Source organism: Thermus hydrothermalis, assembly GCF_022760925.1.
Classification (GTDB): domain Bacteria; phylum Deinococcota; class Deinococci; order Deinococcales; family Thermaceae; genus Thermus; species Thermus hydrothermalis.
Map to the genome: position 1 here is coordinate 1 of NZ_JAKTNT010000014.1, position 24,020 is coordinate 24,020.

Annotated in this window: 25 protein-coding genes and 1 tRNA gene; 7 read left to right on the forward strand and 19 right to left on the reverse strand. The window is 67.1% G+C overall.

Features of this window, described 5'->3' with window-relative positions:
* Nucleotides 1-110: 110 nt before the first annotated feature.
* From fusA to rpsL, 3 genes are read right to left on the reverse strand one after another with little or no spacing between them, the layout of a single operon-like run.
* Nucleotides 111-2,186: an elongation factor G gene (gene fusA, locus L0C60_RS09205; protein WP_234508316.1), complete on the reverse strand. Its 2,076-nt coding sequence runs from the start codon at nucleotides 2,184-2,186 to the stop codon at nucleotides 111-113.
* Nucleotides 2,187-2,189: 3 nt separating this feature from the next.
* Nucleotides 2,190-2,660, reverse strand: a complete 471-nt coding sequence (rpsG, locus tag L0C60_RS09210; protein ID WP_234508319.1) for a 30S ribosomal protein S7 — start codon at nucleotides 2,658-2,660, stop codon at nucleotides 2,190-2,192.
* A gap of 7 nt (nucleotides 2,661-2,667) precedes the next feature.
* A complete protein-coding gene (gene rpsL, locus L0C60_RS09215; RefSeq protein WP_460414162.1) occupies nucleotides 2,668-3,081 on the reverse strand; it encodes a 30S ribosomal protein S12 in 414 nt (137 codons plus the stop codon).
* Between the two features lie 342 nt (nucleotides 3,082-3,423).
* Here rpsL and L0C60_RS09220 point away from each other — a divergent pair, with 342 nt between their 5' ends.
* On the forward strand, nucleotides 3,424-4,548 hold the full coding sequence (locus L0C60_RS09220) for a transposase (RefSeq protein WP_008632315.1): 1,125 nt from the start codon (nucleotides 3,424-3,426) through the stop codon (nucleotides 4,546-4,548).
* 40 nt (nucleotides 4,549-4,588) lie between these two features.
* Here L0C60_RS09220 and L0C60_RS09225 read toward each other — a convergent pair.
* From L0C60_RS09225 to truB, 8 genes are all read right to left on the reverse strand, one after another.
* Nucleotides 4,589-4,663, reverse strand: a tRNA-Thr gene (locus L0C60_RS09225).
* A 40-nt stretch (nucleotides 4,664-4,703) separates the two neighbouring features.
* A complete protein-coding gene (locus L0C60_RS09230) occupies nucleotides 4,704-5,819 on the reverse strand; it encodes an ABC transporter permease (protein WP_234508321.1) in 1,116 nt (371 codons plus the stop codon).
* 13 nt (nucleotides 5,820-5,832) lie between these two features.
* The gene (locus L0C60_RS09235) at nucleotides 5,833-6,258 is read right to left on the reverse strand and encodes a 3D domain-containing protein (RefSeq protein ID WP_234508323.1); all 426 of its coding nucleotides are present in this window, start codon (nucleotides 6,256-6,258) and stop codon (nucleotides 5,833-5,835) included.
* A gap of 195 nt (nucleotides 6,259-6,453) precedes the next feature.
* Nucleotides 6,454-7,236, reverse strand: coding sequence for a hypothetical protein (locus L0C60_RS09240; RefSeq protein WP_234508325.1), 783 nt, complete (start codon nucleotides 7,234-7,236; stop codon nucleotides 6,454-6,456).
* Between the two features lie 78 nt (nucleotides 7,237-7,314).
* Nucleotides 7,315-8,880 (reverse strand): DAK2 domain-containing protein, encoded by a 1,566-nt coding sequence (locus L0C60_RS09245; RefSeq protein ID WP_243092688.1) that lies wholly within the window; start codon nucleotides 8,878-8,880, stop codon nucleotides 7,315-7,317.
* Nucleotides 8,873-9,214, reverse strand: coding sequence for an Asp23/Gls24 family envelope stress response protein (locus L0C60_RS09250; RefSeq protein WP_234508329.1), 342 nt, complete (start codon nucleotides 9,212-9,214; stop codon nucleotides 8,873-8,875). Before L0C60_RS09250 ends, L0C60_RS09245 begins: the two co-directional genes overlap by 8 nt.
* Nucleotide 9,215: 1 nt before the next feature.
* Nucleotides 9,216-10,325 (reverse strand): alanine dehydrogenase, encoded by a 1,110-nt coding sequence (gene ald, locus L0C60_RS09255; RefSeq protein ID WP_234508331.1) that lies wholly within the window; start codon nucleotides 10,323-10,325, stop codon nucleotides 9,216-9,218.
* A 1-nt stretch (nucleotide 10,326) separates the two neighbouring features.
* Entirely contained in the window at nucleotides 10,327-11,265 is a 939-nt protein-coding gene (gene truB, locus L0C60_RS09260) for a tRNA pseudouridine(55) synthase TruB (RefSeq protein WP_234508333.1), read from the reverse strand.
* A 45-nt stretch (nucleotides 11,266-11,310) separates the two neighbouring features.
* Here truB and L0C60_RS09265 point away from each other — a divergent pair, with 45 nt between their 5' ends.
* From L0C60_RS09265 to L0C60_RS09290, 6 genes are read left to right on the forward strand one after another with little or no spacing between them, the layout of a single operon-like run.
* Nucleotides 11,311-12,099: an enoyl-CoA hydratase/isomerase family protein gene (locus L0C60_RS09265; protein ID WP_234508335.1), complete on the forward strand. Its 789-nt coding sequence runs from the start codon at nucleotides 11,311-11,313 to the stop codon at nucleotides 12,097-12,099.
* Nucleotides 12,099-12,794 (forward strand): pseudouridine synthase, encoded by a 696-nt coding sequence (locus tag L0C60_RS09270; protein WP_234508461.1) that lies wholly within the window; start codon nucleotides 12,099-12,101, stop codon nucleotides 12,792-12,794. Before L0C60_RS09265 ends, L0C60_RS09270 begins: the two co-directional genes overlap by 1 nt.
* 5 nt (nucleotides 12,795-12,799) lie before the next feature.
* Nucleotides 12,800-13,336 (forward strand): hypoxanthine phosphoribosyltransferase, encoded by a 537-nt coding sequence (gene hpt / locus L0C60_RS09275; RefSeq protein WP_234508337.1) that lies wholly within the window; start codon nucleotides 12,800-12,802, stop codon nucleotides 13,334-13,336.
* Nucleotides 13,333-14,001, forward strand: a complete 669-nt coding sequence (locus L0C60_RS09280; RefSeq protein ID WP_234508339.1) for a queuosine precursor transporter — start codon at nucleotides 13,333-13,335, stop codon at nucleotides 13,999-14,001. The genes hpt and L0C60_RS09280 overlap by 4 nt, the downstream gene beginning before the upstream one ends.
* Entirely contained in the window at nucleotides 13,998-14,885 is an 888-nt protein-coding gene (locus L0C60_RS09285) for an aldo/keto reductase (RefSeq protein WP_234508341.1), read from the forward strand. The genes L0C60_RS09280 and L0C60_RS09285 overlap by 4 nt, the downstream gene beginning before the upstream one ends.
* Before the next feature lie 10 nt (nucleotides 14,886-14,895).
* Nucleotides 14,896-16,122 (forward strand): adenylosuccinate synthase, encoded by a 1,227-nt coding sequence (locus L0C60_RS09290; protein WP_243092689.1) that lies wholly within the window; start codon nucleotides 14,896-14,898, stop codon nucleotides 16,120-16,122.
* On the opposite strand, the gene trpD is transcribed toward L0C60_RS09290, so the two are convergent.
* The 8 genes from trpD to L0C60_RS09330 form a co-directional block, all read right to left on the reverse strand.
* Nucleotides 16,119-17,108: an anthranilate phosphoribosyltransferase gene (trpD, locus tag L0C60_RS09295; protein ID WP_243092690.1), complete on the reverse strand. Its 990-nt coding sequence runs from the start codon at nucleotides 17,106-17,108 to the stop codon at nucleotides 16,119-16,121. The two genes, L0C60_RS09290 and trpD, sit on opposite strands and share 4 nt — an antisense overlap.
* Nucleotides 17,099-17,677, reverse strand: coding sequence for an anthranilate synthase component II (locus L0C60_RS09300; protein WP_234508345.1), 579 nt, complete (start codon nucleotides 17,675-17,677; stop codon nucleotides 17,099-17,101). The genes trpD and L0C60_RS09300 overlap by 10 nt, the downstream gene beginning before the upstream one ends.
* The gene (gene trpE / locus L0C60_RS09305) at nucleotides 17,678-19,066 is read right to left on the reverse strand and encodes an anthranilate synthase component I (protein ID WP_234508346.1); all 1,389 of its coding nucleotides are present in this window, start codon (nucleotides 19,064-19,066) and stop codon (nucleotides 17,678-17,680) included.
* A gap of 140 nt (nucleotides 19,067-19,206) precedes the next feature.
* Entirely contained in the window at nucleotides 19,207-20,757 is a 1,551-nt protein-coding gene (gene pruA / locus L0C60_RS09310) for an L-glutamate gamma-semialdehyde dehydrogenase (protein WP_234508349.1), read from the reverse strand.
* 11 nt (nucleotides 20,758-20,768) lie between these two features.
* Nucleotides 20,769-21,692, reverse strand: coding sequence for a proline dehydrogenase (locus L0C60_RS09315; RefSeq protein ID WP_234508351.1), 924 nt, complete (start codon nucleotides 21,690-21,692; stop codon nucleotides 20,769-20,771).
* Nucleotides 21,689-22,351, reverse strand: coding sequence for a GntR family transcriptional regulator (locus L0C60_RS09320; protein WP_234508352.1), 663 nt, complete (start codon nucleotides 22,349-22,351; stop codon nucleotides 21,689-21,691). Before L0C60_RS09320 ends, L0C60_RS09315 begins: the two co-directional genes overlap by 4 nt.
* A gap of 78 nt (nucleotides 22,352-22,429) precedes the next feature.
* On the reverse strand, nucleotides 22,430-23,236 hold the full coding sequence (locus L0C60_RS09325) for a hypothetical protein (protein WP_234508354.1): 807 nt from the start codon (nucleotides 23,234-23,236) through the stop codon (nucleotides 22,430-22,432).
* On the reverse strand, nucleotides 23,208-23,867 hold the full coding sequence (locus L0C60_RS09330) for a CsgG/HfaB family protein (RefSeq protein ID WP_234508356.1): 660 nt from the start codon (nucleotides 23,865-23,867) through the stop codon (nucleotides 23,208-23,210). The genes L0C60_RS09325 and L0C60_RS09330 overlap by 29 nt, the downstream gene beginning before the upstream one ends.
* Nucleotides 23,868-24,020: the final 153 nt, after the last annotated feature.

Here is a 24,020-nt window from a genome sequence, read left to right on the forward strand (position 1 = left end):
ATCGTCCCCACGTTCACGTGAGGCTTCGTCCGGATAAACTCGCCCTTGGCCATCTTCGCTCTCCTTTCGGCAAACACGGGTGGGCCCCAGGGCCCACCCCTAAAGCGTCCTTACTGCCCCTTGATGAGCTTCTCCTGCACCTGCTTGGGGACCTCCTGGTAGTGGTCAAAGAACATGACGAAGGAGCCCCGTCCTTGGGTCTTGGACCTTAGATCGGTGGCGTAGCCGAACATCTCCGCCAGGGGGACGTAGGCCCGGATCACCTGGGCGTTGCCCCGGGGTTCCATCCCCAGGATCTGGCCCCGGCGGGAGTTCAGGTCGCCGATGACGTCCCCCATGTACTCCTCGGGCGTGGTGACCTCCACCCGCATGATGGGCTCGAGGATCACCGGGTCCCCCTTCTGCACCGCCTCCTTGATGGCCATGGAGCCGGCGATCTTGAAGGCCATTTCCGAGGAGTCCACCTCGTGGTAGGAGCCGTCGTAGAGGGTGACCTTGACGTCCACCACGGGGAAGCCGATGAGGGGACCCGACTGCATGGCCTCCTCAATGCCCTTCTGCACGGCGGGGATGTATTCCTTGGGGATCACGCCGCCCACGATGGCGTTGACGAACTCAAAGCCGGAGCCTCGAGGCAAGGGCTCGACCTTGATCTTCACGTGGCCGTACTGGCCGCGGCCGCCGGTTTGGCGGATGAACTTGCCCTCCACGTCCACGGGGCGGGTGATGGTCTCCCGGTAGGCCACCTGGGGCTTGCCCACGTTGGCGTCCACCTTAAACTCCCGCTTGAGCCGGTCCACGATGATCTCCAGGTGGAGCTCCCCCATCCCGGAGATGATGGTCTGGCCGGTTTCGGGGTGGGTGGACACGCGGAAGGTGGGGTCCTCCTCCGCCAAGCGGGCCAAGGCCTGGGAGAGCTTGTCCTGGTCCGCCTTGGTCTTGGGCTCAATGGCCACGTCAATGACCGGCTCAGGCACCTCAATGGACTCCAGGACAATCCGGGGGGCGTCCTCGCCCACCAGGGTGTCCCCGGTGATGGTTTCCTTCAGGCCCACCACCGCCCCCAGGTCACCGGCCTTGAGCTCCTCCACCTCTTCCCGGTGGTTGGCGTGCATCCTCAGGAGCCGGGCCACCCGCTCCTTGCGCCCCTTGGTGGTGTTGTACACGTAGGAGCCGGAGGTAAGGGTGCCAGAGTAGACGCGGATAAAGGTAAGCCGGCCCACATAGGGATCGGCCATGATCTTGAAGGCCAGGGCCGCCAGAGGGCCATCGGGGTCGGGGTGGATCTCCACCTCCTCCCCTTCCGGTGTGGTCCCCTTGATGGGGGGGATGTCCAAGGGGGAGGGCAGGTAATCCACCACCGCATCCAGGAGGAGCTGGACCCCCTTGTTCTTCAGGGCCGAGCCCAGGAACACCGGGGTGATCTTGATGTCAATGGTGCCCTTGCGGATGGCCGCCACCAGCTCTTCCTCCGTGGGCTCTTCGCCCTCGAGGTACTTGAGCATGACGTTCTCGTCAAAGTCGGCGGCGGTCTCAATGAGCTTCTCGTGGTACTCCCGGGCCTGGTCCAGGTACTCCTCGGGGATGGGGATCTCCCGAATGTCCGTGCCCAGGTCGTTGCCGTAGGTGTAGGCCTTCATCCGGAGCACGTCAATGATCCCCGAGAACGTGTCCTCCCGGCCGATGGGAAGCTGCATCACCACCGGGCGCGCCCCCAGGCGCTCCTGCATGGTGCGGATCACCAGCCAAAGGTCGGCCCCCGTCTTGTCCATCTTGTTGGCGAAGGCGATGCGAGGCACCCTGTACTTTTCCGCCTGGCGCCAGACGGTTTCCGACTGGGGCTCCACCCCTTGGCTGGAGTCAAAGACCACGATGGCCCCGTCCAGCACCCGCATGGAGCGCTCCACCTCAATGGTGAAGTCCACGTGGCCTGGGGTATCAATGATGTTGATCCGGTGGTCCTTCCAGAAGCAGGTGGTCACGGCGGCGGTGATGGTGATGCCCCGTTCCCGCTCCTGCTCCATGAAGTCCATGGTGGCCGCGCCCTCGTGGACCTCACCGATCTTGTGGATCTTGCCGGTGTAGTAGAGGATGCGCTCGGTGGTGGTGGTCTTGCCGGCGTCAATGTGCGCGGCGATGCCGATGTTGCGGAGCCTCTTTAGATCGTAAGCTACCTTAACCGCCATGGCTTACCACCGGTAATGGGCGTAGGCGCGGTTGGCCTCGGCCATGCGCTCCACGTCCTCCTTCTTCTTGACCGCCCCGCCCTTGCCCTCGGCAGCGTCCATGAGCTCGTGGGCGATGCGCACCGCAGCGCCGCGTTCGGGGCGTTGGTTGGCCGCCTGCACCAGCCAGCGCAGGGCCAAGGACTGCTGCCTGCGGGGAGGAACCTCCATGGGCACCTGGTAGTTGGCCCCACCCACGCGGCGGGAACGCACCTCCATGCGGGGCTTCACGTTCTCCACCGCCTGCTTAAAGACCTTCAAAGGCTCCTGCCCGGTCTTTTCCTGGATGATGCGGCAGGCCTCGTAGAAGATGCGGGCGGCCAGGTTCTTCTTCCCATCCCGCATGATTTTGTTGATGAAGGCCGACACCACCACATCCCCGTAGACCAGGTCGGGCTGGAGTTGGCGTACCTCTGCTCTTCTTCTCCGCGCCATAGTTCACCTACTTCTTCTTGGCCGGGGCCGCGCCCTTGGTCTCCTTGGGCTTCTTGGTCCCGTACTTGGAGCGGCTCTTCTTCCGGTCCTTCACGCCCTGGGCGTCGTAAACCCCACGGACGATGTGGTAGCGCACACCCGGAAGGTCCTTCACACGGCCGCCCCGGACGAGGACCACGGAGTGCTCCTGGAGGTTGTGCCCCTCGCCGGGAATGTAGGCGGTGACCTCGTAGCCCGAGGTCAGGCGCACCTTGGCCACCTTCCGCAAGGCGGAGTTGGGCTTCTTGGGGGTGACCGTACGCACCACCGTGCACACTCCCCGGCGGAAGGGCGAGCCCTTCAAGGCCGGAACCTTGCTCTTCTTTTGGACCTTCTCGCGGCCCTTTCTGACTAGCTGGTTGATCGTCGGCAGTGCCACCACTCCCTTCTTCTTGGACTTGCCCCCGTGTTCTCAAGATCCACCCGGGAAGGTTCCCGGTTTAGCCCGCACAGGGCACCACCCTCAGGACCAGGGGCTGGCCCTGAGGGCCCTCAACTTGCCTAGTGTACAGGGCCTTGGACCTTTTGGCAAGCGCAAAAAACAGGACTTTACCCACATCTCCGTTTCGTGGTAAATCTCCCCTTGCGGGCGCAGCCCGTATCTGGTACCGGGGGTGATCCATGGACATGCTCAAGGTGGCCGAGGCCAGGCTCCAGGAGTTCACGGGCCGTTTTGCGAGCGTTTTCCCCCGATAAGCGCCTCCACCGACGGTTTGAAGAGGTGGTGCGGGGCGCCTTGGCCGCAGGCTCAGCCCGGGTGAGCGAGATGGTGGCCTCGCTCCCTTCTCCCCTCCAGAACCGCTTCCACCAGGCCAAAGCCCTTTACCGCTTCCTGTCCAACCCACGGGTGGAGGCAGAAGCCCTCCTTGACCGGGTCTATCAGGAGAGCGCGACTGCCCTGGAGGGTGAGGAGGTTCTGGTCCTCCTGGACCTGAGCCCGGTGGCCAAGCCCTATGCCCGGGCCCTGGAGGGGATAGCCCGGGTGGGGAAGGATAGGCGGCCCGGGTACGAGCTCCTCACCGCCCTGGGGTTGGACCCCGCGGGGCGGCTGGCCCTGGGGTACGCCCACCTGGTGGCCTACGGGGAGAGGGGGTTTGCCAGCCTGCCCAAGGAGGTGGAGGGAGCCATTGAGGCGGCCCGGGAGCGATTGGGGGGCGTGGGCAGGAGGCTGGTGTATGTGGCGGACCGGGGGTTTGACGACCGGAAGGTGTTTGGGCAGGTGCTGGCCCTGGGGGAGGAGTTCGTGGTGCGGGTCTACCGGGACCGGAAGCTTGGGGAGGGGGGTTCTCTGGCGAAGGTGGCTTCTTCCCTGGCCCTTCCCTGTGGGGAGGAGGTGGAGCTGAGGGTAGGGGGCAGGTACCAGCGGGTGCGGCTCCACTTCGGATGGAGGGAGGTGGAGGTGGAGGGGAGGCGGCTCCACCTGGTGGTCTGCCGGGTGCCAGCCCTGGGGCGGCGTGGGGAGTGGTGGCTACTGACCAGCTTGCCGGTGAGGGGGAGGGAGGAGGCGGCGCAGGTGGTGGAGGCGTACCGCAGGCGGTGGGAGGTGGAGCGGTTCTTCCGGCTTTTGAAGACGGGGCTGGGGCTTGAGACCTTCCAGGTGCGGGGGCTTGCCCGGATCCGGAAGGTGGTGGCGGTTTTGCTGGGGCTGGCGGTGTTCCTTTGGGAAGTTGAGCGGTTGGGGGATCCGTTCAAGGGGTTTCTTTTGCAGCTCGGGGGCAAGCTGGGGCTGCCCAGCGAGAGGGATGGTCCGTACCTGCTCCTGAGGGGCCTGGTTCGCCTGCTCAACTATGAAGTCACCCAAGAACTCTTGAAGCAGGCTAAGGGAGGGCGAGGAAGGAGTTTTGGGTAAAGCCCTGCAAAAAAGACCCCCGCCCGCAGGCGGGGAGGTTTGGAGCCGGTGGCCGGATTTGAACCGGCGGCCTACCGCTTACGAGGCGGTTGCTCTACCGCTGAGCTACACCGGCCCGCCCAGAAGAGTTTAGGGCACAGGCCCCGCTTGTGCAACTACCTTAGGACCACCCCGGGCTGGACCCGGAGGGCGCGGAAAAGGGGAAGGAGGGAGGAGAGGAAGGTGGCGAGAAGGCTCGCCCCGCTCACCACCAGGAAATCCCCTGGGCGCATCTCCACCGGCAGGTGGGTGAGGAAGTATAGCTCCCCCGGGAGGTCCAAGGGCCGAAGGGCCAGGTAGAGGCAGAGGAGGTAGCCGAGAAGGTTGCCCAGGAGAACGCCCCCCGCCCCCAAAAAGACCCCCTCCAGGGCGAAGACCAAGCCCACGGTGGCCCTCGAGGCGCCCATGGCCCGCAGGAGGGCGATCTCCGGGGTCTTCTCCACCACCTTGAGCACCAAGAGGTTCGCCACCCCCAGGGCGGCCACGGCCACGATGAGGAAGACCAGGATGCCCAAAACCCGCTTTTGCAGGGAAAGCTGCTCCAGGAGGGTGCGCTGGGTGTCCTGCCAGGCCTGGGGGAAGAAGCGGGTACCCGCCAGGGCGAGCCCCACCTCTTTGGCCCGCCAGGGGTCCTTAAGCCGCACCTGGTAGCCCTGGGCCTTTAGGCCCGAAAGCTTTTCCACGGCGCCCAGGTCCACGAAGGCGTAACCGGAGTCCAGGAGATAGTTCCCTGTGCGAAAGGACCCCAGGACCCGAAGCGCCACCCGCTCCTGGGTGGCGGAGAGGGCATAGATCCGGTCCCCCACCACCGCCCCCAAGGACTGCATCAGGGCCGAGCCCAGGTAGATGCCCCCCGGCTCCAGCCTCAGGCCGAGCTCGGGATAGAGGGCCTCCCCCCCTTCCCCTAGGCCCACCAAGGTGGCGAAGTCCACCCCAGGCCCCCGGGCCCCTTCCGCCGGGCGGGTGAGGAGGGCCTTGGTGGCGGCGAAGGGCGCCGCCCTCTCCACCTCGGGGTGGGGAGGGAGGGGCGGAAGCGCCTCCCCTAGGCTAAAGAGGACGAGGTGGGGGTACGCCTTGAGCGTGGCCCGGACCAGGCCGCTCACGAAGCCATTGGTGAGGGAAAGGGCGGCGAGGAGCACCGCCACCCCCACCCCTATACCGAGAAGGGCCAAGGCCGTCTGAAGCGGTCTTCGCTTTAGGTGGGCCCAGGCGAGGAAGAGGGCGAAGCGCACGAGGCCAGGATACCTAGCGCCGGGGGTACTCCACCACCTCCAGCGCCACCCAGCGGCGGCCGAAGCGCACCGCCGTGGCCCGGTCGGGAAGCCAGACGTCCACCTTTTCCCGCATCCTGGGGTGCATCACGTCCGCCACCACGAAGATGCGGCCTTGGAAGAGGTAATCAAACTGGCCCTTCCCCCTCCCGTACACGCTCCCCAGATCCCGTAGGCGCACCTTGGTCCCGTAGGGGAGCACCTTGAGGAGGTCCCGGCTCACCGCCAACACCCCAAGCCGGGTGCGCATCCCCGTGGCGGTGACGAAGGGGGTGGCGTCGGTTTCCCGAACGCTGGACGTGTAGGCCGTGGCCTGGAGGACCAGGACCTTTTTCGCCTCCTGGGCGAAGCCCCCCGCAATGGCGAGGGCGAGGAGGAGCGTCATGGCTAAACCCCGCATAGCGCCCCCAAGTATGCGTGGAAAGCCAGGAGGTCTCTGAGAACCATGAGGGGCTTCCCTCATGGAGCGCGGCGCTGAGCACTTTAGGGTAGCTCTAATGTCTTAAAAACCCCGCCAGACAGGGACAAGTTCTGGCGGGGTGCGATTAGAAATCGCTAAAGGACCTTTAGCTTAGCCTCATTCCCTTCAAACAGCCTAAGGGCAGGGGGTGTCGGAGAGGGTGAGGGTGTACCGCCCGCTTCCCTCCTCGTCAAACCCCGCCCGCGCCCACCCCCGGTCCCGCACCACCAAAAGCGTGGCCGGGGAAACGGGGGCGCAGTTCACCACCGGGTCCAGGACCCTGGGGTACAGGTCCCCGTGGCCGTTATAGAGAAGGGCCACCAGGTCCAAGGGGCCCGCGTAGGCGAAGCGCAGGTAGCCCGTGGCCGAGTTCACGTTGTAGCGGTCAAACTCGCCCACGAACTCTATGGCCCCCGTTTTCGTTCCCGAAGAGAAAGCCTCCCCCTGCCCTGCGGGATTGGGGGTGAAGGCTTGGGCGTAAAGGGTCACCCGGTCCCCGCTTAGGGCGTAGTTCTCCACCCGGAGGTAGTAGAACCGCCCCCCCTCGCCCTTAAAGTTCAGGCGGTAGCCGGGGTCCAGGGTAATCTGGGGGCGGAGGGCCAGGGGGGTAAGCTCAGAAGAGGCGGCGAACCAGTTCCGGGCTACGCTCACCGCCTGGAACACGCCCCTATCGTCCAGAAGGACGAGGCGGAGGCGAGCGCTAAGCCCCAAGGTGGAGGAAACCGCCGCTATCTGGAGGGCCTGGGTGGCGGAAGGGGCGATGCGGTACACCTTTACCCCGGGCCTTAAGGTGCTCCCGCTTTCCTGGGCCGGGGGCAGGTCGGCCATGGCGTAGCCGCCCACCGGAAGGTCCCCGCTCACCGGGGGTGCGGCCTCGAGGCCACACCCCGCCAAGGCCAGCAACAAGAGGAGTCCCAAACCGGTACGCAACCTAGAAACCCCCTTTCCCTTCAGGATAACCCGAGGAAAAGGGGGAAGGCTTAGGGCTTCCTTTAGCTACTCTAAGACCCCCAGGTAGGCGTAGAGGTCCGGCCCCCCCGGCAGGATCTCCACCGCAAGCTCGGGGAACCTCTGGGCCACCTCCTCCGCCTTCTCCTTGGGGGTGTTGGGGCCGAGGAAGAGGGTGAGGACCTCCTTCCCCTCCTGGGCCAGGCGCACGAGGCCCTCCAAGACCTCCTCCGGCGTTTCCCCCACCAGGACGAGCTTCCCGTCCAGAAGGCCGATGGGCTTGTCCTTGAGGACCCTAACCCCATCCACCTCCGCATCCCGGCTCGCCCAGGTGACCTCGAGGGTAGTAGCCCCCTTGGCCGCCTCCTCCATCTCGGGAAGGAGCTCCTCGGGCTCCGCCTCAGGGAGGTAGCGCACCGCCGCCGCCAACCCCTGGCCCAGGGTACGGGTCTTGAGGACGTACACCTCCTTGCCCGCCTCCTTCGCTAGCTTGGCCGCCTCCTCCGCCGCCAGGAAGACGTTGGGGTTGTTGGGCAGGAGGATCACCTTGGGGCTCGGCACGCTCCTGATGGCGGAAAGCAGGTCCTCCACGCTAGGGTTTTGCGTCTGCCCCCCCGCCACCACCCGCGCCCCTAGGCTGCGGAAGACCCGGGCCACCCCATGGCCCAAGGCCACGGCCACCAGGCCCGTGGGGGGCGGGGGCACCTCGGAGGCCCCGGCCATGGCCAGGATCTCCGTGTGTTGCTCGGTCATGTCCTCCACCTTGGTCCGCACCATGCGGCCAAAGCGGGCCACGGCGGAGAGAAGGCCATCGGGGTCGTCGGTGTGGATGTGCCCCTTCACGTAGCCCTCCGCCCCCACCACCAAGAGGGAGTCCCCAAAGGGCGCCACCACCTCCCGGATCTTCTCTATGGGGACCTCTACCCCCTCCATGAGGAACTCGGTGCAGTAGCCGAACACCTCCGTGGCGAAGGCGGTCTGGGCGTAGCGCTCCACCTTGGGGGGCTCGGGGAGGGGGAGCTTTAGGGCATAGCCTTGAATGCCCTCCAAAAAGCGCACGTACCCCGCCCCCCCGGCGTCCACCACCCCCGCCTGCTTGAGCACGGGAAGGAGCTCTGGGGTGCGGGCCAAGGCTTCCCGGGCCGCCTGAAGGGCGGAGGTGAGGACGGCCTCGAGGGTATCCCCCCTGGCCCCCTCCCCCGCCGCCCGGGCCACGGTGAGGATGGTCCCCTCCACGGGCTTCATCACCGCCTTGTAGCCCGTTTCCGCCCCCAGGCGCAGGGCTTCCACCAGGGTGGGAGGGTCCAGGGCCTCCTTTTTGCGAAGGGCCTCGGCGAAGCCCTTGAGGATCTGGGAAAGGATGACCCCGCTATTCCCCCGGGCCCCCAAGAGGCTCCCATAGGCGATGGCCCGGGCCACCTCCGCCATCTGGGAGGTGTCGGCCAGGTCCAGCTCCCGCCGGGCGGACTGCAGGGTTAGGTGCATGTTGGTGCCTGTGTCCCCATCGGGCACCGGGTAGACGTTCAAGGCGTTGAGCTCTTCCACGTACACCCGGAACCAGTCCGTGGCGTAGCGGAAGGCCTCAGCCAGCTCGCCCGGGGCCCAGCTACGCACGCCCCACCCCCACCACGTGCACCCGCACCTGGGAAAGCTCCACCCCCGCCAGATGCTTGGCGGCGAAGGCCACCCGTTCCGCCAAGGACTCCACCACCGTGGGGATGCGGGCCCCCAAAGCCACCACCACGTAGAAGTCGGCGGCGTACTTCCCCGGGTTCGCCGGGTCCGGGCGCACCACCACCCCCTCGCTCGCCTCCTGCCGCCCCAGGATGCGCACCACCTGCTCCTTAAGGCCCGCCGGGGCCATGCCCACCACCCCCGGCACCTCGTGGGCCGCCAGGGCCAGAAGGGAGGCCAAGGCGGCTTCCGTCACCGTCACGCGCCCTTGCACGCTACCTCCTTAAGGCCTCCTCGGGAGGCGTGTAAGGGAGGCCAAAGGCCTCCGCCACCCCCGGGTGGGTGAGGAGGCCCTTGTGGGTGTTTAACCCCTTGAGGAGGGCCCCGTCTTCCCAGAGGGCCTCCAAGCCCTTCTCCGCCAGCTTGAGCACGTAGGGCAGGGTCTGGTTGGTGAGGGCAAAGGTGGAGGTGCGGGGCACCGCCCCGGGCATGTTGGCCACCCCGTAGTGCACCACCCCGTCCACCACGTAGGTGGGCTCGGCGTGGGTGGTGGGGCGGATGGTCTCCACGCACCCCCCCTGGTCCACGGCCACGTCCACGATGACCGAACCCTCCTTCATCAGGGGGAGCATGTCCCGGGTGACCAGCTTGGGCGCCTTGGCCCCCGGCACCAAGACCGCCCCGATGAGGAGGTCGGCGTGCTGGATGCTCTTCTTGATGTTGGCCTCGGTGGCGGTGAGGGTCACCACCCGCCCGCCAAACACGTCGTCCAGGTACTGGAGGCGCTTGTGGTTCACGTCCAGGATGGTCACCTGCGCCCCCATCCCCAAGGCGATCTTGGCGGCGTTGGTGCCCACGGTGCCGCCCCCCAGGATGACCACGCTGGCCGGGGCCACCCCGGGCACCCCACCCAAAAGCACCCCCCGCCCCCCGTGGGGCTTCTCCAGGAACTGCGCCCCCACCTGGGGAGCCATGCGCCCCGCCACCTCGCTCATGGGAACGAGAAGGGGCAAGGAGCCATCGGGAAGCTGCACCGTTTCGTAGGCGATGCCCGTGACCCCGCTTCGGAGCATGGCCTCGGTGAGGGCGCGGTCCGCCGCCAGGTGGAGGTAGGTGAAGAGGATGAGCCCCTCCCGCAAAAAGGGGTACTCCTCGGGCAGGGGCTCTTTCACCTTCACCACCATCTCCGCCTTCCAGGCCTCCTCGCGGCTTACCAGGTGGGCCCCGGCCCGCTCGTACTCGGCGTCGGATAGGCCCGAGCCTACCCCCGCCCCCCGCTCCACCAAAACGGTATGCCCCCGCTTCACCAGGCTCTCCACCCCGCCCGGGGTCAGGGCCACGCGGTTCTCCAGGGTCTTGATCTCCTTGGGTACGCCGATGGTCATCTCACGCCTCCTTTACGAACACCCGTTTGATCTTAAGCTTGAAGCCGTCGCCCTCCGCGATGGCCAGAAGCCGCCTGCGGGAGTCTACCAGGGTCACGTATCCCAGGGCGGGGATGGGAAGGGGCACCCCTTCCAAGACCCGCCTGGCCTCGGTGTGGGAAAGCTCCACCACGGGGAAGGGCAGGACGTCCACCTCGGGGATGGCCTTCTCCGGGGAAAGCTCCGAAAGCCGCACCGCCCGTTCCAGGCCCACCTTGCCGATGCGGGTGCGCACGAGCCCCGAGAGGAAGGCCTTGGTCCTGAGCTTTTCCCCCAGGTCCCGGGCGAAGGCCCGCACGTAGGTGCCCGGGCCCACCACCAGGCGGATGACCGCCGTGGGATAGTCCCCAAGGGGCTTCGGGAGCTCCACCTTGCGCCCGCCCTTCTCCGCAAGCCGCCACCCCTTGGCCGAGGGGGCGATGGGGTGGGGAATGGGCTTGGGGTCAAAGGCGAGGAGCTCCACCTCCACATACCGCACCGGTCTCGGGCCGAGCTCCAGGGGTTTCCCCTCCCGGGCCGCCTCGTAGGCCCGCTTGCCCCCCACCTTGATGGCGGAGTAGAGGGGCGGCACCTGCTCCTTTAGGGCCAGGAAGGAAGGGAGGGCGCTTTCCAGGTCCTTGCGGTCAAAGCGCACCGGGGCCTCCTCGCTCACGGGGCCTTCCGCATCCAAGGTGGGCGTGGTGGCCCCGAAGGAAACCCAGGCGATGTACTCCTTGTCCTCCCCGGAGAGGAAGGGCACCAGTTTGGTGCTCTCCTCGGATACCAGGAGCAAAAGCCCCGTGGCCAAGGGATCCAGGGTGCCGGTGTGCCCCACCCGGCGGGTGCCGAGGCGCTTTCTCGCCTCCTCCACCGCATCGTGCGAGGTGAGGTGGAGGGGCTTGTCCACCGCGTAGAGGGCCATGCCTAGGGGATTGTATCACCGGAAAGGGGCGGGAAGAATGGACGTATGGACCTAGCCGAACGGTACCCCTCCCTGCGCTTCGCCTGGCCCAGGCCCGGGGTCCTGGAGATCTCCTTCCGAGGGGAAAAGCTCAACGCCATGGACCCTCCCCTTCACCGGGCCCTCTCCCAGGTATGGCGGGACCTCGAGGCCCTCCCCCACCTCCGCGCCGTCCTCCTTCGCGGCGAAGGGGGCGTCTTCTCCGCCGGGGGGTCCTTTGCCCTCATTGAGGAGATGCGCGCCTCCCACGAGGCCCTGATGCGCGTTCTAGAGGAGGCGCGGGACCTGGTCCTAGGCCCCCTCAACTTCCCCAGGCCCGTGGTGGCGGCGGTGGAGAAGGTGGCGGTGGGGGCGGGGCTCGCCCTGGCCCTTGCGGCGGACATCGCCGTGGTGGGAAAGCAAGCCCGCCTCCTGGACGGCCACCTCCGCCTCGGGGTGGCGGCGGGGGACCATGCGGTCCTCCTCTGGCCCCTTCTGGTGGGCCTGGCCAAGGCCAAGTACCACCTCTTCCTCAACGAGCCCCTCACCGGGGAGGAGGCGGAAAGGCTTGGCCTGGTGGCCCTGGCGGTGGAGGACGAGGCGGTCTACGCAAAGGCGCTTGAGGTGGCGGAGCGCCTGGCCAAGGGGCCCAAGGAAGCCCTAAGCCACACCAAGCGGGCCCTCAACCACTGGCTCCGCACCTTCCTCCCCCACTTTGAGCTCTCCTTGGCCTTGGAGTTTTTGGGCTTTTCCGGAAAGGAACTGGAAGAAGGCCTGAAGGCTCTGAAGGAAAAACGGGAACCCCACTTTCCATGATGCGGCTACAGGCTTTTCTGGCCCGGGCCGGGGTGGCGAGCCGCCGGAAGGCGGAGGCCCTGATCCAACAGGGCCTCGTCCGGGTGAATGGGGAGGTGGCTCGCCTGGGACAGAAGGTGGGGCCCGAGGACCTCGTGGAGGTGGCGGGCCGGCGGGTGGCCCTGCCCGAGCGGGTGGTCCTCGCCCTGCACAAGCCCAAGGGCTACGCCACCACCCGCTTTGACCCCCATGCGGAAAAGACCGTGTACGAGCTCCTACCGGAGATCCCCGGCCTCCACCCCGTGGGCCGCCTGGACCGGGACTCCGAGGGGCTTCTCCTCTTTACCAACGACGGCGAGCTCACCTTCCGCCTCACCCATCCCCGCCATGGGGTGAAAAAGGTCTACCGGGTCTGGACGGAAAGGGGCACCCTGCCGGAAGCCGTCTGCCGGAGGCTCTTGAAGGGGGTCCTTTTGGAGGACGGCCCCGCCAAGGCCCTCGCCTGCCGCCCCGCCCCGGGCGGCGCCCTCCTCACCCTAGGGGAGGGGCGGAAGCGGGAGGTGCGCCGGATGCTCAAGGCCGTGGGCTACCCGGTGCGGCGGCTTCTCCGGGTCCAGGTGGGGCCCATCCGGCTCGGGGACCTGCCCCCGGGCAAGTGGCGCAGGCTTTCCCCAGAGGAGGAGAAGGCCCTCTTGCGCCAGGTGGGGCTAGAATAAGGGGCATGTTCGCGCCGGGGAACGGACCCGTGCAGATCAGCGCCGAGGCCATACGCCAACGGGTGGCGGAGCTAGGGGCCCAGATCGCCCAGGACTACCAGGGGAAGACCCCCCACCTCATCTGCGTGCTCAACGGGGCCTTCATCTTCATGGCCGACCTGGTGCGGGCCATCCCCCTCCCCCTCACCCTGGACTTCATCTCCATCAGCTCCTACGGCAACGCCTACCGCTCCAGCGGGGAGGTGGAGCTCATCAAGGACCTGAGGCTACCCATCCACGGCCGGGACGTCATCGTGGTGGAGGACATCGTGGACACGGGGCTTACCCTTTCCTATCTTTTGGACTACCTCGAGGCCCGCAAGCCCAACTCCATCCGCGTGGCCGCCCTCCTCTCCAAGCCCTCCCGCCGCCAGGTGGAGGTCCCCATCCACTACCTGGGCTTTGAGATTGAGGACGCCTACGTCTACGGCTACGGCCTGGACCGGGCCCAGTTTGACCGGAACCTGCCCTTCATCACGTCCATCCGCCCGGAGGAGGAATGAGGTACCTGGACCTCATCACCGCCCTGTTCGCCACGGTGCTCCTCGTCTCCAACGTGGCCTCCACCAAGCTCGTGGTCCTGGGGCCTTTCACCTTTGACGGGGGAACCCTCCTCTTCCCCTTGGCCTACATCTTCGGGGACGTCCTCACGGAGGTCTACGGCTACCGCAAAAGCCGGCGGGTCATCTGGATCGGGTTCTTGGCCCTGGTCCTCGCCACCCTCACCTTCCAATGGGTGGCCGCCCTCCCCACCCCAGAGGACGGGGAAAGCCGCCGCTTTGGCGAAGCCTTCGGCCTCCTCCTCGGCCTCACCCCCAGGATCGTCCTGGGAAGCCTCCTCGCCTACTTCGCCGGGGAGTTCGCCAACGCCTACGTCCTGGCCAAGCTCAAGGTGCGCACGGGGGGGCGCTTCTTCTGGCTGCGCGCCCTAAGCTCCACCCTGGTGGGCCAGGGGCTGGACACGGGGCTCTTCCTCCTCGTGGCCTTCTACGGCGTCCTCCCAAGCGAGGTGCTCCTCGCCGTCTTCCTCTCCAACTACGTCTTCAAGGTGGGGGTGGAGGCCCTGATGCTCCCCATAACCTACGGCGTGGTGGGCTTCCTCAAGCGGGCCGAAGGGCTGGACGTTTACGACAAGGACACGGACTTCAACCCCTTCCGCCTGGCATGAACCCCCTTTGGGAACACCCCATGGGCGTGGGCACTTGGGCCTGGGGGGACCGGCTTTTCTGGGGCTACGGCGAGGCCTATGGGGAAGCCGAGCTCAAGGAGGCCTTCCGGGAAAGCTTAAGGGCAGGCCTCCGCCTCTTTGACACCGCCGAGTTCTACGGGTTCGGCCTTTCGGAAAGGCTCTTGGGCCGCTTCATGGCCGAGACGGGGGAAAGGCCTTTTCTCGTCACCAAGTTCTTCCCCTACCCCTGGCGCCTTTCCAGAAAGAGCCTCCTAAAGGCCCTGAAGGGAAGCCTAGGGCGGCTTGGGGTGGAGGCGGTGGACCTCTACCTCCTCCACTGGCCCTGGCCCCCCGTGCCCCTCAGGGTCTGGGCCGAGGCCCTGGCGGAGGCCTACGAGCGGGGCCTCGCCCGGGGGGTGGGGGTGGCGAACTGCTCCTTGGCCCAACTGGAGGCGGTGAAGGGGGTCTTGGAGCGCCACCGGGTACCCCTTTGGGCCAACCAGGTGGAGTTTAGCCTCCTCAAGCGGGACTGGGAGGCCCACCTGCCCGCCCTCCGGCGGGAGGGCATCGCCCTCATGGCCTATAGCCCCCTGGCCATGGGCTGGCTCACGGGCAAGCTGGACCCCGACCGCCCCCCAAGGGGCTACCGGGGAAGCAAGTACCGCCCCATCCTGGGCCGGGTGCGCCGCCTTCTTCCCGTGCTCAAGGGGCTTGCCGAGGCCAAGGGGACAAGCCCCGCCGCCATCGCCCTCCGCTACCTGATGGAGAAGGGGGCCCTCCCCATCCCCGGGGCCAAAAACGCCCACCAGGCCCGGCAAAACGCCGACGCCCTGCGGATCTCCCTAACCCCGGAGGAGATGGCCCTTTTGGAGGGGGCATCGTAAGCTTAAGGGGATGCCGGGGATCGCCATCATCGGGGCGCAGTGGGGGGACGAGGGCAAGGGCAAGGTGGTGGACGCCTTGGCCCGGGACGCGGACTACGTGGTCCGCTACCAGGGCGGGGCCAACGCCGGGCACACCGTGGTGGCGGAGGGCCGGGTTTTCAAGCTCAACCTCCTGCCCTCCGGGGTCATCCACCCCCATGCGGTGAACGTCCTGGGGGACGGGATGGTCATAGACCCCTTCCGCTTCCAGGAAGAGCTGGAAGGCCTGCGGAAAGAAGGGTTTGACCCCAAGGTCCTGGTATCGGAAAGGGCCCACCTGGTCCTACCCCACCACAAGTACGTGGAAAGCCGCCACAACTTCGTGGGCACCACGGGCCGGGGCATCGGCCCCGCCTACTCGGACCGGGCCAGGCGGGTGGGGATTAGGGCGGGGGACCTTTTGGACGAGGAGGTCTTGCGGGAGAGGGTGCGCCGCCTCCTCCACGAGAAGCCCAACTCCACCCGGGAGGCGGGCTGGGACACGGAGGAGAAGGCCCTCGCCGACCTCCACCGCATGCGGGAGATCCTGAGGCCCTACATCGCCGACACCGGGGCCCTCCTGCGGGAGGCCTGGCGCAAGGGGAAGCGCCTCCTCTTTGAAGGGGCCCAGGCCACCCTCTTGGACCTGAACTACGGCACCTACCCCTACGTGACGAGCTCCCACCCCACGGTGGGGGGCATCCTGGTGGGCACCGGCCTCCCCCACAAGGCCATCACCAAGGTCTACGGGGTGGCCAAGGCCTACGCCACCCGGGTGGGGGAAGGCCCCTTCCCCACGGAGATCCACGGGGAGTTGGCCCACCACCTGCGGGAAAAGGGGGGGGAGTACGGCACCACCACGGGCAGGCCCCGCAGGGTGGGCTGGCTGGACCTGGTGGCCCTGAAGTACGCCTGCGAGGTGAACGGCTTTGACGGCCTGGCCCTCACCAAGCTGGACGTGCTCTCGGGCCTGGAAAAGGTGAAGGTGGCCGTGGAGTACCTGGACGGGGCCCGCCCTGGGGAGGCGAGGCCGGAAGCGGTGCGCTACCTGGAGCTTCCCGGCTGGGGGGAGCTTTCGGGGGTCAAGGGGCGGGAGGACCTCCCGGGAAGCCTCCTCCGCTACCTGGAGCTCATTGAGGAGCACACGGGGGTGCCCGTGGTCCTCTTCTCCACGAGCCCCCGCCGGGAGGATACCTTCGGGGCGGTGAGCTGGGTCTAGGCCTTAAGGAAGGCCACGTACCGCTCCAGGAGGAGGTAGGCCTCGCCGCTTGCCAGGACCTCCTGGGCCCGGCGCACGCCCGCCTCGAGGCTCCCCACCGCGCCGGCGGCGTACAACCCCGCCCCCGCCGCTAGGGCCACCGCCTGGGCCGCAGGGCCCCTTTCCTCCCCCTTCAGGAGGCGCCGGGCCCGCTCGGCGTTCTCCTTGGGGGTGCCCCCCTTGAGGGCCTCGAGGGGGGCCCGCTCCAAGCCCACCGCCTCCGGGGTGAGGGTGTAGACCCCCTTCCCCACCTCCGCCACCCGGTTCTCCCCGAGGACGAGCTCGTCCGCCCCTTCCCCGTGCACCACGAGCCCCCGGGCCCCAAGCCGCTCCAAGGCCTCGGCCATGGGGGAAAGCCACCTTTCGCTATAGACCCCGAGGACGTAGGCCTCCGCCCCGGCGGGGTTGGTGAGGGGGCCCAAGAGGTTGAAGACAGTGCGGATGCCAAGCTCCGCCCGCACCGGGGCCACGTGGCGCATGGCGGGGTGGAAGACCCGGGCGAAGAGGAAGCCGAAGCCTAAGGCCTCTATGGCCTCCCCCACCCTTTCGGGCGGGGCCTCCAGGTCCACCCCCAAGGCCTCCAAGAGGTCGGCGCTCCCCGCCTGGGAGCTCGCCGCCCGGTTCCCGTGCTTGGCCACCGCCACCCCCCCCGCCGCCGCCACCAGGGCGGCCAGGGTGGAGAGGTTCAAGAGCCCCTTGTGGTCCCCCCCGGTGCCCACGATGTCCAGAAGGGGCCTCCGGCCCACCCTCAAGGGCCTCGCCGCCTCCCGCATGGCCCGGGCCATAGCGGCGATCTCGTGGGGCCTTTCCCCCCTTAGGGCCATGGCGGTGAGCACCCCCGCCGCCCGCACCGGGGAAACCTCCCCCCGCATCAGGGCCTGCATGAGGCGATAGGCCTCCTCCTCCTCCAACACCTCGCCCAGAAGCGCCTTCCGCACTACTTCCATGGGTCCTCCAAAAAGTTCTTGAGGATGAGTTTACCCGCCTCGGTGAGGTAGCTTTCCGGGTGAAACTGCACCCCGTGGGTGGGGTAGGCCCGGTGCCGAAAGCCCATCACCGTGCGCCCCCCCGCCTCCTCCACCCAGGCGTTCACCCGAAGCTCCTCGGGCACCTCCACCACTACCAGGGAGTGGTAGCGGGTGGCGGGGAAGGGGCTATGGAGCCCCCGGAAGACCCCGGTGCCGTCGTGGTGGATCTCGCTCACCTTGCCGTGCATGATGAGGGGAGCCGGCACCACCTTCCCCCCGAAGGCCATGCCGATGGCCTGGTGGCCCAGGCAGACCCCGAGGATGGGGTAGCGGGGGGCGTAGCGGGCGATGAGGGGCAGGGAAAGCCCCGCCTCCAACGGGGTGCAGGGCCCGGGGCTAATCAGGATGCGGTCCGGGTCCAGGGCCTCCACGTCCTCGAGGGCGAACTGGTCGTTCCGCCAGACCACGGGGCTCGCCCCAAGCTCCCCCAGGTACTGCACCAGGTTGTAGGTGAAGCTATCGTAGTTGTCCACCACCAAAACCCGCATCTAAAGCCCCTCCTCCGCCATCTCCACCGCTTTCAATAGCGCCTTGGCCTTGTTCAGGCACTCCTGGTACTCCCTCTCCGGCACGGAATCCGCCACGATCCCCGCCCCCGCCTGCACGTGCATCCGCCCGTGGGCGATGACGAAGGTGCGCAAGGTGAGGGCCACGTCCAAGACCCCATCGTAGGCCAGATAGCCGAAACTCCCCCCGTAGGGCCCCCGGCGGTGGGGTTCCAGTTCCTCAATGATCTCCATGGCCCTAATCTTGGGGGCCCCGGAAACCGTGCCCATGGGGAGGACGCTGGCCAGGGCGTCCAAGGGGGTCTTCCCCTCCGCCAAGACCCCCTCCACCGTGGACACCAGGTGCATCACGTGGGAGTAATACTCCACGTGCAAAGGCTCCACCACCCGCACGCTGCCAAAGGCCGCCACCCGGCCGATGTCGTTGCGGGAAAGGTCCAGAAGCATCACGTGCTCCGCCCGCTCCTTTTCGTCCTGTAGAAGCTCCTCCGCAAGCCGCCGGTCCTCCTCCTCGTCCCTGCCCCGGGGCCGGGTGCCGGCGATGGGCCGGGTCACCACCTTGCGGCCATCGGAGCGCAGGAGGCTTTCGGGGCTGGCGGAAACCAGAACCACCTCCCCCAGGTCCAGATAGCCCATGTAGGGGCTTGGGTTCACGCTCCTCAGGGCCCGGTAGAGGGCAAAGGGGTGGACGGTAAGGGGGGAGGAAAGCCGTAGGGAGAGGACCACCTGGAAGATATCCCCGGCCCGGATGTACTCCAGAGCCTGCCCCACCGCCTCTAGGTACGCCGCCTCCGTCATGTCCGCCTGGAACCGGGCCCGCCCCCCGGGCCTTTCCCCCGGGACCCCGGGCAAGGGCCCCTTAAGCCGCCCCTCGGCCCAGGCTAGGCGGGCCTCCGCCTCCTCGGGGTCCACCCCCGGGGCCACCAGGTGGAGGAGGTTTTTCAGGTGGTCAAAGACCGCCACCACCTCGGGCTCCACGAAGAGGAGGTCGGGCAGGCCCAGGTCGTCGGGCTTGAGGGCGGGAAGGCGCTCGTAGTAGCGGATGAGGTCGTAGGCGGCGTACCCCACCACCCCCCCGAAGAAGGGGGGAAGGTCCGGGTGGCGCTCCAGGGGGGCGTGCACCGCCTCGTAGAGGGTGCGCAAGGGGTCTCGGGTGGGCAAGGGCTTCCCGTTTACGGTAAAGACCCCGTCCTTCAGGCGGAAGGTGCGCCTCGCCCCTACCCCCACGATGGAGAAGCGGCTTTGCCGCCCCCGTTCCACGGACTCCAGGAGGAAGCTCACCGGGGCCTTCTCGGCGAGCTTGAGGTAGGCGGTCACGGGGGTTTCCAGGTCGGCGAGCAGGGTTTTGCGAAAGGGCCTTAGGGTCTCCATCCCACCTCCTACAAAAAGCCCCCCGGGTGTACCCCGGGGGAAAGACCGCCTCCGCCCCGGGGCCTAGCCGGGCCACCAGAGGACGGAGGGAAGGGTCATGCCCCAAGGATAGCCCAAAGGGCCCCTTGGGGTCTAGGGGGCTAGAAGCGCTCGGCCACCGTCTTCATCTGCAGGAAGTGGAGGAGGTAATCGGGCCCCCCGGCCTTGGTGTCCGTGCCCGAGAGGTTGAAGCCGCCGAAGGGCTGCACCCCCACCAGGGCCCCCGTGATCTTGCGGTTGAGGTAGAGGTTCCCCACGTGGAACTCCCGCCTGGCCCTTTCCAGGTGCTCCCGCTTGCGGGAGTAGACCCCGCCCGTGAGGCCGTAGACGGTATCGTTCGCCACCTCCAGGGCCTCGCCGAAGTCCTTCACCCGGATCACGGAGAGCACCGGGCCGAAGATCTCCTCCTGGGCGATCCTGGCCTTGGGCGGCACCTCGGTGAAGACCGTGGGGGCGATGAAGTAGCCCTCCCCCTCCAGGCGCTTACCCCCGAGGACGAGCTGGCCTTCCCCCTTGCCGATTTCAATGTAGGAAAGGATTTTCTCCTCCTGGGCCTTGGAGGCCACGGGGCCGAGGTCGGGGTTCTCCTCCGCCGGGCCCACCACCAAGCGGCTCGCCCGCGCCAAGACCCGCTCCATCAAAGGCTCAAAGGCCTTCTCCGTGACGATGAGGCGGCTTGCCGCCGAGCACTTCTGCCCCTGGAAGCCGTAGGCGGAAACCAGGATGCCCTCCGTGGCCGCCTCCAGGTCGGCGGTCTCGTCCACGATGATGGCGTCCTTGCCGCCGAGCTCCAGGAAGACCCGCTTGATCCACCGCTGCCCAGGGGCCAGTTTGGCCGCCGCCTCCTGGATCCAAAGCCCCACCTCGAGGCTCCCCGTGAAGTTGATGAACCGGGTCCTGGGGTGCTCCACCAGGTAGGCCCCCACCTCCTTCCCTTCCCCGGGCAGGAAGTTCACCACCCCCGGGGGGAAGCCCGCCTCGTGGAAGATCTCAAAGACCTTGGCGGCGATGACCACGGTGTCCTCGGCGGGCTTGGCCACCACGGTGTTCCCCACCGCCACGGGCCCGGCGATCATCCCGGTGAAGATGGCGATGGGGAAGTTCCAGGGGGCGATGACCACCCCGGCCCCCAAGGGGATGTAGAAGCTCTCGTTGTCCTCCCCAGGGTAGGGCACCACCTCCACGGAGGGGTACTTGTACTTGAGGGCCTGGCGGGCGTAGTACTCCAGGAAGTCAATGGCCTCCGCCACCTCGGCGCTGGCCTCCACCCAGTTCTTGCCGATCTCGTAGACCAAGGTGGCCTCCAGTTCCCGCCTGCGCCTTTTCATGAGGGCGGCGGCCTTGAGGAGGAGGCGGCTCCGGTCCTCCTGGGGCCAGTCCTTCCAGGCGCGGAAGGCCCGCCAGGCGGCCTCGAGGGCAGCCTCCGCCTCCGCCCGCCCCGCCTTGGCGGTGCTCCCCACCACCTCGCTCGGGGCCGAGGGGTTTAGGGAGAGGATCCTCGCCGGGGTGTCCACCCAAGCCCCGTCAATGTAGAGGCCCCAGTGGCGGCCAAACTCGGCCCGGACCCGCTTTAGGGCCTCCTTCATCTCCCGCTTGGCTTCCTCGGTCTGGAAGGTTTCTATGGGTTGGTTGCGGAAAGGCTCCACCGTCATGGCTTCCTCCTTTAGCCTCCCAAGAGGCTCCTTAGCACCAAGAAGAGGTTCTCCGGCCTCTCGGCGATGCGCCGGCTTAGGTAGGGGTACCAGTCCTTCCCGTAGGGCACGTAGGCCCGCACGGTATAGCCCTCCTGGGCCAGGCGCCGCTGCGCCTCCGGGCGCACCCCGTAGAGGAGCTGGAACTCAAAGGCGGTCCTGGGGATACCGAAGGCCTCGGTGTAGCGCTTCACCTCGGCGATGAGCCTGGGGTCGTGGGTGGCGAAGGCCACGTATAGCCCCTCCCTTAGGGCGAGCTTCCCCAGGTGCAGGTACTCGGCGTCAATGAGGCGCTTGTCCTGGAAGGCCACCTCCTTGGGCTCCCGGTAGGCTCCTTTGACAAGGCGCAGGTTGGGGCGGTAGGGCAGGAGGTCCCAAAGGTCCTTCTCCGTGCGGAAAAGGTAGCTTTGGAGCACAACCCCCACCCCGCTAAACCCCTCCTCCCTTAAGGCCTTGTAGAGGCGCAAGGTGGCCTCCACCCGGGGGGAGTCCTCCATGTCCAGGCGGACGAAGACCCCTTTGGGCTCCGCTTCCCGCAGGATGCCCCTTAGAAGCTCCAGGGCGAGGCCCTCCGAAAGGTCCAGGCCGAGCTGCGTGGGCTTGACGGAAACGTACTTGGGCCAGGGCTTTTCGGCAAGGGCCCGGACCAGGCCCAGAATCCCCTCCTGGAAGGCCCGGGCCTCCTCCTCCGAGCGCACCATCTCGCCCAAGAGGTCCAGGATGGCGTGGACCCCTTGGGCCTCGAGGGCCTCCGCCACCTCAAGCGCCTCCTCCAGGGTCTCCCCCGCCACATAGCGGCGCACCAGGCTTCTCGCCCGCCCCTTGATGAGGGCCTCCACCCGGGGGTTTCCCGCCACGGAGAGCACCGTCTGCCGATAGATGAGGTCCAGGTTCATACGCCTCCTTTCCGAAGCTTCGCCACCACCAGGTCGCGGAAGCGGTACACGTGGGCCTCCACCGCCCGCTTGGCGCCTTCGGGGTCCTTCCGCCTCAGGGCCGAGAGGATGGCCCGGTGCTCCCGCCTTGTGGCCTCGTCCTGGGAAAGGGTGGGGAGGGCGCTCCGGGCCAGGGCCAGTGTGGAGAGCAGGTCCTCGTAAAGCCGGTACAGGGTCCGGTTCCCGGAAAGGCGCACCAAGGCCCGATGGAACTCCAAATCCCGGCGCATCTGCTCGGGGTAGTCCTCGGGGAGGGCCTCGTCAATGGCCCGGAGGCTTTCTTCCAGGGCATCCAGCTCCCAAGGCGCGGCCCGTAGGGCCGCTTCCCGCGCTGCCTCCCCCTCCAGAAGGGCCCGCACCCCGTAGACCTCCTCCACCTCCTCCGGGGTGAAGGCCTTGACCCTCGCCCCCTTGCCCGGCACCAGCTCTACAAGGCCCTCCTCGGCGAGACGCATCAGGGCCTCCCGCACCGGGGTGCGGGAAACCCCGAGCTCCTGGGCCAGAAGGGGCTCGGAAAGCCTTTCCCCAGGGGCGAAACGCCCGGAGAGGAGGAGGTCTTTGAGGTGGCTGTAGACCGCCTCGCGCACCTGGTTGGGTCGGCGGAAGCCCAAGGTCTGCATCCTGTATACAATATAGGGGACCCAGGGCCACAATCAAGGGCGGGGTTTCCCCCGCCCCCGGCCCTAGGCTGGATCGGCCTAACGGACCCGCGCCTCTATGGCAAAACCGCTCACCTCCGTAACCTCCAAGGGAAGAAGCCGAAGGCCCTCTAAAAGCGCCGCAAGCTCGTCCACGGACCCCTGGAAAACCACCTCGGCCTCGAGGACGCCGTTGGCGAAGCTCTTGCGCTCCGCCGAAACCACACCCTTTTGGGCTCCCAGTTCCCTTAGCAACACCGAAGCGTCCGTAAAGCTCTTAAGGCCGGTCACCGTCAGGCGGACCACGGGGCTAGCCCCGGCGGCAGCGAAGTTCTGCTTGCGCAATTCCTGCCCCACCTGCTTGCCCAGGTTGCGCAGGGCCGCAAAGGCCGCTTCCCGCTCAGAGGTGCCTGTCCCCGTCTGCGAAGGGCTCCAACTCCCCACCACCTGGCCCGTGCTGGCCATCACCAACCGCACGTCCGCCGTGGCCTTATAGGTGTAGAAGGTGGCCACGTTGGTGCGGGTGGCCAGGACGCGGGAGGTGAAGACGCGGCTCACCACCACGGCATCGGCCTTAAAGTTGGTGGCCAGGGTAATGGCTGCCAAAGCATCCCCCTGCACCAAGCGGGTGAGGAGCTGGCGGTCCGCTACCTTTTGCACCTGCGCAGCGTCCAGCACCCGAAACCCCCCCTGGAGAAGCTCCTCCCGCAAGGCCGCCTCGTAAAGACCCGCCTCTTCATCCCACCAGTACTCTCCCTGGCTCACCAGGATTAGGGTTTTGGGCCCTTGGCCAAGGGTGACCCCTAGAACAAGGGGGATCAGGAGAAGAACGAAGCGCCTAAGGCTGCTGCTGGTAAGGCTTCCCATCCGGAGCATACTTGAAGTAACTCCTAGGCGTGCGCTTGATGATCTCCTCCACCGCCTTGGAGGTCATCACAGCCAACGCCTTACCCATGGGGGTCTTCTCGTATTGCTTCAACCCACCCACAAGGGCAGCCCCCGGCCCCAGAATGCCTAGGAGCCCCCCGTAGTCCACATCCGTAGCCTCCCCCTCCACGCGGAAAGCGGAAATGATGGCGCCGCTTTGGGCATCCACGATGCGCATATCCACCGCCACGTAAGAGCGCTTCTGCCCCCCGCCAAAGGCACCCAGGAGGCCTCCCAAAATCCCTCCGCCCCCTCCCCGGGTACCACCGGCATCGGGCTCAAAGGCTGTAATGGAGCCTACAACCAGAAGCTCAGCCCCCTGGAGGTTGAGGGGTTTACCCCCGAGGTAAGCCTCCTGTTGGATCTGCGCCAACACAGAACGGTCGTAAAGGATGAAGTGGTTGGTGTTGATGAGGGCGGTCATCAAAAGCTCCGAAATGGAAGCCCCCACCCCCGCAGGGCACTGGGCAGCAGCGCAGATAAAGTTGGCCACCACCGCCTTAGCCCGTGGCCCCGTGTAGTTGGCATAGGGGTTTTCCCCCTCCAAACCCGAAGAGGTCTTGGTGGTCACGCTGGGGGCACACGCTGTCAAAGACGCCAATAGGGCAAGAGCAAGCAGAGCAAAGCTTTTTCTCATAGGTTTCACCTCACTTCTAGGCACCTAAGGGGTCTCTAGGCGCCCGATCCTAACTTATTGCCACGGAACAAATAGGGTCAAGTGCAA

Coding starts and splice junctions, on each gene's coding strand:
- truB (WP_234508333.1), bottom strand. CDS start 11,265: ATGGCCCTCTACGCGGTGGACAAGCCCCTCCACCTCACCTCGCACGAT.
- L0C60_RS09270 (WP_234508461.1), top strand. CDS start 12,099: ATGCGGCTACAGGCTTTTCTGGCCCGGGCCGGGGTGGCGAGCCGCCGG.
- fusA (WP_234508316.1), bottom strand. CDS start 2,186: ATGGCGGTTAAGGTAGCTTACGATCTAAAGAGGCTCCGCAACATCGGC.
- L0C60_RS09315 (WP_234508351.1), bottom strand. CDS start 21,692: ATGAACCTGGACCTCATCTATCGGCAGACGGTGCTCTCCGTGGCGGGA.
- L0C60_RS09300 (WP_234508345.1), bottom strand. CDS start 17,677: ATGCGGGTTTTGGTGGTGGACAACTACGATAGCTTCACCTACAACCTG.
- trpE (WP_234508346.1), bottom strand. CDS start 19,066: ATGGAGACCCTAAGGCCCTTTCGCAAAACCCTGCTCGCCGACCTGGAA.
- L0C60_RS09235 (WP_234508323.1), bottom strand. CDS start 6,258: ATGCGGGGTTTAGCCATGACGCTCCTCCTCGCCCTCGCCATTGCGGGG.
- L0C60_RS09285 (WP_234508341.1), top strand. CDS start 13,998: ATGAACCCCCTTTGGGAACACCCCATGGGCGTGGGCACTTGGGCCTGG.
- rpsG (WP_234508319.1), bottom strand. CDS start 2,660: ATGGCGCGGAGAAGAAGAGCAGAGGTACGCCAACTCCAGCCCGACCTG.
- L0C60_RS09325 (WP_234508354.1), bottom strand. CDS start 23,236: ATGGGAAGCCTTACCAGCAGCAGCCTTAGGCGCTTCGTTCTTCTCCTG.
- hpt (WP_234508337.1), top strand. CDS start 12,800: ATGTTCGCGCCGGGGAACGGACCCGTGCAGATCAGCGCCGAGGCCATA.
- ald (WP_234508331.1), bottom strand. CDS start 10,325: ATGACCATCGGCGTACCCAAGGAGATCAAGACCCTGGAGAACCGCGTG.
- L0C60_RS09290 (WP_243092689.1), top strand. CDS start 14,896: ATGCCGGGGATCGCCATCATCGGGGCGCAGTGGGGGGACGAGGGCAAG.
- L0C60_RS09265 (WP_234508335.1), top strand. CDS start 11,311: ATGGACCTAGCCGAACGGTACCCCTCCCTGCGCTTCGCCTGGCCCAGG.
- trpD (WP_243092690.1), bottom strand. CDS start 17,108: ATGGAAGTAGTGCGGAAGGCGCTTCTGGGCGAGGTGTTGGAGGAGGAG.
- pruA (WP_234508349.1), bottom strand. CDS start 20,757: ATGACGGTGGAGCCTTTCCGCAACCAACCCATAGAAACCTTCCAGACC.
- L0C60_RS09320 (WP_234508352.1), bottom strand. CDS start 22,351: ATGCAGACCTTGGGCTTCCGCCGACCCAACCAGGTGCGCGAGGCGGTC.
- L0C60_RS09280 (WP_234508339.1), top strand. CDS start 13,333: ATGAGGTACCTGGACCTCATCACCGCCCTGTTCGCCACGGTGCTCCTC.